We start from the raw sequence: 4,804 nt of genomic DNA, 5'->3' as shown, positions 1-4,804 counted from the left end.
CCCGCCGCAGCGCTGGCGCTGCTGCAGCCCGCGCGCTGGCAGACGCGTCAGGCACTGTGCGATACGCTGATCGCGGTGCTGAATGATGACATTCTGCAGCTGCTGCCTGCGCTGAACAGTGATGACGTGGCCGATCGCCTCAGCTGGCTTATCTCGCTGCTGGTGGACGCCATGAAAATGCAGCAGGGTGCTGCGGCGTGGCTGAGTAATGGTGACCGGCCTGATGTGGTGACCGCGCTGGCCCGGCGGCTGAACAGCAGTGCCCTGAACAGCAGCGCACAGCAGTGGCTCGCCTGTCGTGAGCAGCTGCTGCACGTGACGTCGCTTAACCGCGAACTTATTCTGACCGACCGGCTGCTGGCGTGGAGCCGTTTACTGGCACCGCCTGTCATTAGCCCGTAATTATCTGAGAAAATTATGTTTATCGTTGATTCCCATTGCCACCTTGATGGCCTTGACTATGAAAGTCAGCACCGCGACCTGGATGACGTTATCGCCAAAGCCGCCGCGCGCGACGTAAATTTATGCTGGCAATTGCCACCACGCTGCCAGACTACTATCGCATCAAAGCGCTGGTCGGCGAGCGACAGAATATTGCGCTGGCCTGCGGCGTACACCCGCTGAACCAGGATGAACCCTGGGATGTGGCGGAGTTTCGTCGCCTGGCAGCGGAAGAGCAGGTGGTAGCGCTGGGTGAAACCGGCCTCGACTACTTCTATCAGCAGGAGACCAAAGCGCAGCAGCAGGCCGCTTTCCGCGAACATATTCGCACCGGTATTGCGCTGAATAAGCCGATCATCGTGCATACCCGGGACGCCCGCGACGATACGCTGGCGATCCTGCGTGAAGAGCAGGTCGAAAAGTGCGGCGGCGTGCTGCACTGTTTTACCGAAGATCGCGCAACCGCAGCTAAGCTTCTGGATCTCGGCTTTTATATCTCCTTCTCCGGTATTCTGACGTTCCGTAATGCGGAGCAGATCCGCGACGCCGCGCGCTTTGTGCCACTGGATCGGATGCTGGTAGAGACAGATTCTCCCTATCTCGCGCCGGTGCCGCATCGCGGTAAAGAGAACCAGCCTGCATTTACCCGCGACGTGGCCGATTATATGGCGGTGCTGAAAGGAGTGGATATCGAGACCCTGGCCGCGACGACTACGCAAAATTTCTCACGCCTGTTTCACATCCCCATGGCGCGTCTGGGCGCCTGACCTTTATTTCAAACGCTGTAATTAATCCGTAATGAACAGCCTGCGTCAGGTTATTCCCGACGCAGGCAGTGTTTTATTGCGCTATTATCCGGCAGGTCAGTCAGAAAGTGTTGAAAGCTGCCGGCTCTCATTGAGGAAACGTGATAGCCGTCAAAGTAACGCGCCCCCATTTATTTTACTCTTCGTAATAAATCAAAAGACGCTCAGCGTCATCCGGCTGCGGAACCTCCCCCGCTGCCACGCGCATCGCGCAACTATGCACTCATACTCAGGAGCTTCTATGTTCAAGAACGCATTTGCGAACCTGCAGAAAGTAGGTAAATCGCTGATGTTGCCGGTATCGGTTCTGCCGATTGCCGGTATTTTGTTAGGTGTTGGTTCTGCAAACTTCAGCTGGCTGCCGGCCGTGGTCTCCCACGTTATGGCCGAGGCGGGCGGATCGGTGTTCGCCAATATGCCGCTGATTTTTGCGATCGGTGTGGCGCTGGGCTTTACCAATAACGACGCGTCTCAGCGCTGGCGGCGGTTGTCGCTTACGGCATTATGGTTAAAACGCTGGCGGTCGTGGCACCGCTGGTACTGCATCTGCCAGCCGCAGAGATTGAAGCGAAACATCTGGCGGACACCGGCGTACTGGGTGGGATCATTGCCGGTGCGATCGCTGCCTATATGTTTAACCGCTTTTACCGTATCAAGCTGCCGGAGTACCTCGGCTTCTTTGCCGGTAAACGCTTTGTTCCGATTATTTCCGGTCTGACCGCTATCTTTACCGGTATTGTGCTGTCGTTTATCTGGCCACCGGTAGGTACGGCAATTCAGGATTTCTCCCAGTGGGCTGCGTATCAGAACCCGGTTGTCGCTTTTGGCATCTACGGCGTGATTGAGCGTGCGCTGGTGCCTTTCGGCCTGCATCATATCTGGAACGTTCCTTTCCAGATGCAGATTGGTGAGTTCACCAATGCGGCCGGCCAGGTATTCCACGGCGATATCCCGCGTTACATGGCGGGAGACCCGACTGCCGGTAAACTCTCAGGCGGCTTCCTGTTTAAAATGTATGGTCTGCCGGCTGCTGCTATTGCTATCTGGCATTCGGCGAAGCCTGAGAACCGTGCCAAAGTTGGCGGTATCATGATCTCTGCCGCGCTGACCTCGTTCCTGACCGGTATTACCGAACCGATTGAGTTCTCTTTCATGTTCGTGGCACCGATCCTCTACGTGATCCACGCGATTCTGGCAGGTCTGGCGTTCCCTATCTGTATCCTGCTGGGTATGCGTGACGGTACCAGCTTCTCGCACGGCCTGATCGATTTTATCGTCCTGAGCGGTAACAGCAGCAAAATCTGGCTGTTCCCGATTGTTGGCATCATCTACGGCCTGGTTTACTACACCGTTTTCCGCGTGCTGATTGTAAAACTGAATCTGAAAACGCCAGGTCGTGAAGATACCGCGATTGAGCAGAGCAGCGTCACCGGCAGTGAAATGGCGGGCAAGCTGGTCAGCGCCTTTGGCGGCAAAGAGAACATCACCAATCTGGATGCCTGTATTACCCGTCTGCGCGTCAGCGTGGCCGATGTGGCAAAGGTTGATCAGGCTGAGCTGAAAAACCTGGCGCCCGCGGCGTGGTAGTTGCCGGTTCCGGTGTACAGGCTATCTTTGGCACTAAATCAGATAATCTGAAAACGGAAATGGATGATTACATCCGCAGCATGTAACGCCTTTGCAGTAAGATTGTGCACCGTTACTGAAAACCCCCTCCCGTGAGGGGGTTTTTGTTTGTCTGCGCGACGCTGTAAAAGCAGCCAGTCAGTGAAGAAAAGCCGGGAGAAGGTTGAAAGAAGCGGATTTTCTCGCGCATACTGCCAGACTGACTCAGGTAAAAAGGAACCGCACCATGGCTGAAGAGACTATTTTCAGTAAAATCATTCGCCGTGAAATTCCGGCCGATATTATCTACCAGGATGAACTGGTCACCGCCTTTCGTGATATTGCACCCAAAGCGCCCACTCACGTGCTGATTATCCCTAATGTCCTGATCCCCACGACGAACGACGTTAAGCCTGCGCATGAACATGCGCTCGGGCGGATGATCACCGTGGCGGCGAAAATTGCCCGCGATGAAGGCATTGCTGAAGATGGCTATCGCCTGATCATGAACTGCAATCGCCACGGCGGTCAGGAGGTCTATCATATACACATGCACCTGGTGGGTGGTGAACCCCTGGGCCCGATGCTTGCTCATTAACCTCAGGCGGACCTGATATGCGTCGATGGCTGAGCGGCTTGCTATTATTGACTCTGGCAGGCTGCAGTAGTGATAAACCGATGATTAATACCTCGCAATCGCTGGTGATGGAGTCATCCGTGCTGTCAGCGGGGATTATTACTGACGAGCCACAGCTTACCAGCCGCGACGGTCAGCTGCAGGCGGCCAGCACGCTGCAGAATCTGCGTGAAGCGCCTGTTACGGTTCATTATCGTTTCTACTGGTATGACGATAAGGGACTGGAAATTGAGCCGCAGGAGCCGGCACAGACGCAAACTGTTCCCGCACACGGCAGCGTGATGGTGGCTTCGCAAATGGGCAATCTTACCGCCAGCAAAGTGCGGCTTTATCTTTATCTCTAAGGAGTAACCCCGTGATCCGCAGTGTTCAACGTTCTGGCGCGCTACTGTTTGCGCTGATGCTTACCGGCTGTGTGGTAAAACAGCAGACGCCGGCGCCGGTCGAACCGACGCAGCCGACGACCCCGGTTCAGCCGGAACCGCAGCCGGAGCCGCAACCCGTGCCGCCGCCACAAAATGTGCCGCAGCCGCCTAAGCTAAAGACCATTAACTGGAGCGCCAGCGTCTCACCGCTGGTGGCCAATATGGTGCAGTCTGCCGGGGTGAATCCGGGCAGCGTGCTGCTGGTCGATCGCCTTAAAAACAGCACCAACGGCGCGCTGCAGACCGAAAAAGCCACCAGTGCCATTCAGAGCGCGCTGGCGAACAACGGCAAGTTTACCCTGGTATCTGATGATCAGCTGAATCAGGCTCGCCAGACGCTGGGCCTCTCACCGGAAGATAGTCTGAACTCGCGCAGCAAAGCGATTGGACTGGCGCGCATCGTCAACGCGCAGTATGTGCTTTACAGCAATGCGAAAGGCGAGGTGAAGTCACCCACGCTGCAGATGCAGCTGATGCTGGTGCAGACCGGCGAAATCATCTGGTCAGGTAATGGTGCAACACAACCCTGATCCCGCACTGGTTGACCTGGTGCAGCAACAGTGGCCGACGGCACCCGCCGCCGGCTATTTTTTCGCGCTGCCGGGTCTGAGCGGCAACAGTTTTCAGATTGCGGGCGGGCAGGAGACGCTGCTGGCCCGGCGCACGCCTCTGCAGCCGATTCCTTTTGTTAACCGGCAGCGCGAATACCGTATTTTACGCCAGCTGCGTAACGCCGGCCTGGGGCCGGAGCCGCTCAGCTGGCGCTCCCCGTGGCTGCTGCAGCGCTGGCTGCCGGGTGAGGCGCTGACGCCTGCCGCCTTTGACGCACAGCGCAGCGCAATAGTGGCGCTGGTAAGCACGCTGCACCGGCAGCCGCTGACCGGCTATCC

The 4,804-nt window shown here is 56.8% G+C and carries 5 protein-coding genes and 2 pseudogenes; all 7 read left to right on the top strand.

The genetic code is table 11. The features are described 5' to 3' along the window. Positions 1–402, top strand: a 402-nt coding sequence (locus tag HA43_RS18350; protein ID WP_280173580.1) for a DNA polymerase III subunit delta' C-terminal domain-containing protein, incomplete at its 5' end; no start/stop codon positions are given. 15 nt (positions 403–417) lie between these two features. Then, positions 418–1,208 (top strand): annotated as a pseudogene (locus HA43_RS18345) (metal-dependent hydrolase). Between the two features lie 280 nt (positions 1,209–1,488). After that, positions 1,489–2,920: pseudogene (gene ptsG, locus HA43_RS18340) on the top strand (PTS glucose transporter subunit IIBC). Positions 2,921–3,099: 179 nt separating this feature from the next. Continuing rightward, the gene (gene hinT, locus HA43_RS18335) at positions 3,100–3,450 is read left to right on the top strand and encodes a purine nucleoside phosphoramidase (protein WP_094112318.1); all 351 of its coding nucleotides are present in this window, start codon (positions 3,100–3,102) and stop codon (positions 3,448–3,450) included. A gap of 17 nt (positions 3,451–3,467) precedes the next feature. After that, a complete protein-coding gene (locus tag HA43_RS18330; protein WP_039383863.1) occupies positions 3,468–3,833 on the top strand; it encodes a YcfL family putative periplasmic lipoprotein in 366 nt (121 codons plus the stop codon). Between the two features lie 11 nt (positions 3,834–3,844). Next, the gene (lpoB, locus tag HA43_RS18325) at positions 3,845–4,444 is read left to right on the top strand and encodes a penicillin-binding protein activator LpoB (RefSeq protein ID WP_071668740.1); all 600 of its coding nucleotides are present in this window, start codon (positions 3,845–3,847) and stop codon (positions 4,442–4,444) included. Beyond that, a partial coding sequence (locus tag HA43_RS18320) for a phosphotransferase (protein WP_342039324.1) occupies positions 4,425–4,804 on the top strand: 380 nt, incomplete at its 3' end. The genes lpoB and HA43_RS18320, both read left to right, overlap by 20 nt.

The sequence above is a fragment of the Pantoea eucrina genome, from assembly GCF_002095385.1.
GTDB lineage: Bacteria > Pseudomonadota > Gammaproteobacteria > Enterobacterales > Enterobacteriaceae > Pantoea > Pantoea eucrina.
Note: the sequence above shows the minus strand (reverse complement) of the source record. Positions and strands in the feature narration are given on the sequence as shown.

What these genes read in the sequence shown, in the direction of transcription:
- hinT (WP_094112318.1), top strand. Translation starts at nt 3,100, where the DNA reads ATGGCTGAAGAGACTATTTTCAGTAAAATCATTCGCCGTGAAATTCCG.
- HA43_RS18330 (WP_039383863.1), top strand. Translation starts at nt 3,468, where the DNA reads ATGCGTCGATGGCTGAGCGGCTTGCTATTATTGACTCTGGCAGGCTGC.